Here is a 2020-nt window from a genome sequence, read left to right as displayed (position 1 = left end):
GGGCGTTTTCCGCATCGCACCTCCTCTGACCGTCTCCGAAGAGGAAATCGATCTCGGCATCGACCTCCTCGGAAAAGCTATCGAAAAAACCTACAGCAGATAACCATGCTGCCCCAGTTCTGATCATCGGAGATAAACAAGATTTCGACGTCATAAAATTAGGACTTTCCCAAAGACGTTTGTCAGGAGTAGAGAACGGGCCGTTCATGCCAGAAAGCGTGTACGGCCTTTCTTTTTGCTAAAACATCACTTTATTGGATTGATTAATGAAGTTTGTCTCCCCAGAAGCAGGACTTTGATTTGCTATTGATGGACAATTCCCGCCCAGCCTCGGCTCTGGCACAGCGCTCAACTCGGCTAGCATTTCTCATTGCCGGGTTTTCGGGCGCGGCATGGGCACCGCTTATTCCCTATGTCAAACTGCGATGCGGGCTCACGGATGCCCATCTCGGCCTGCTGCTTCTGTGCTTAGGGATGGGATCAATCATCGCCATGCCTGTCGCGGGAAGTCTGGCCGGACGCTTTGGTTGTCGTTGGATCATTGCGATTGCCACCCTGAGCGTATGTTGCACTCTACCGGTTCTGGCGTCTTCAGACTTTATGCCTTTTCTTGTCGCTGCCCTGGCCATCTTCGGAGCGGGTGTCGGATCGATTGACTGCGTCATCAATGTCCAGGCTGTTATTGTCGAGCGGGCTTGCCAGAAAACCATGATGTCTGGCTTCCATGGATTATTCAGTGTGGGAGGCCTGCTGGGAGCCATAAGCGTCAGTGGCCTGCTCGGTTTTGGTTTCTCGCCAATGCAGGCCTCTCTCTTTGTTATTGCTCTGCTGTTTTTGAGTGGTGGGTTGGCGCTGCCAGGACTGCTGACTGGGCGAACCAGTTCAGCAGGCGACGGGCCTGCTTTTGCTATGCCTCATGGGATCGTTCTGGCCATTGGGATTATGTGTTTCATCGTCTTTCTGGCAGAAGGAGCAGCCATAGACTGGAGTGCGGTACTCCTGACCACGGCTCGCCATGTCAATATGCGTTATACCGGTCTGGGATACGTGGCGTTTGCCTCCACAATGACGATCGGCAGACTGTTGGGAGATTGGCTGGTGCGCCGTATTCCCGGTCGTGTGCTGGTCACAGGCGGAAGTCTGTTAGCTGCTTTGGGAATGCTTCTGGTGGCAGGAGTTCCGGTGTGGCAAATCACATTGTTGGGCTATACTCTGGTAGGCGCAGGATGTGCCAATGTGGCGCCAGTGCTGTACTCCGCCATCGGACGTCAGGCCTTCATGCCTGAACATCTCGCTGTATCTGCCATAACAACGCTCGGCTATTCAGGAATTCTGGTTGGGCCTGCTGCACTCGGGTTTGTGGCCCAGGTCGTCAGTCTGCCTTTTGCTCTAGGAGTTATCAGTGCCCTCCTCGCAGTTGTGGCTATAATGGGGATAGTCTTGCCGCGCGCCCTTATCAGTGCTGATCATACAAAGTGACCTTCTCTAATCTCAAACTAATGGTTATTCTAAGCAACTTTTTTTCTGACGTTTAATTCAAACCGTATTTTTCCTAACTGCTTAATTTCATAATTGACATAGAGGCAGCACAAGCAGGCCTGACGTTTTGATCTCGGATTATTGCGTTATGTTGTCTGAGAGCGGATGTCGCCACAAGAACTTTTCCGCTAAACTCTAAAGCAATTGAATGACACGGAACACAAATTGTGATTCAGCGTTTTTTGTCGATGACGGTGATGACACCGCGAGCATTGAGCGTGACCGTCGGGTGCGTGTTCTGGAAGCCAGATTGTTAGAGCATTGGTCTGCTCCATGAAATATTCTAGGGGCTGGCATCACGTTGTGATCCGAATGTAAGTTCGTCGCCAAGCTGCGTATCTCGATATATGGACTATTCGACCCGGCGAAAGGAAAATAACCCGTTTGCTTAATCGACGCGGAAATCTCACAGAAGGGTTGTACATCGGGTTAGATTATGAAAAAGTCTGTTTTGCACAAAAGAAATTTTCGTAAGCTATAA

The 2020-nt window shown here is 50.7% G+C and carries 2 protein-coding genes; both read left to right on the top strand.

Going from position 1 to position 2020, the window contains the following annotated elements; translation table 11 throughout:
- Window positions 1–309: 309 nt before the first annotated feature.
- Window positions 310–1479, top strand: coding sequence for an MFS transporter (locus FKW31_RS15440; RefSeq protein WP_150179015.1), 1170 nt, complete (start codon window positions 310–312; stop codon window positions 1477–1479).
- A 208-nt stretch (window positions 1480–1687) separates the two neighbouring features.
- On the top strand, window positions 1688–1816 hold the full coding sequence (locus FKW31_RS16585) for a hypothetical protein (RefSeq protein WP_255448271.1): 129 nt from the start codon (window positions 1688–1690) through the stop codon (window positions 1814–1816).
- Window positions 1817–2020: the final 204 nt, after the last annotated feature.

Origin of the sequence: Acetobacter sp. DmW_136, assembly GCF_008690365.1 — a bacterium.
GTDB lineage: Bacteria > Pseudomonadota > Alphaproteobacteria > Acetobacterales > Acetobacteraceae > Acetobacter > Acetobacter oryzifermentans.
The sequence above is the reverse complement of the archived record's forward strand: the minus strand, read 5'-3'. Positions and strand labels throughout refer to the sequence as shown.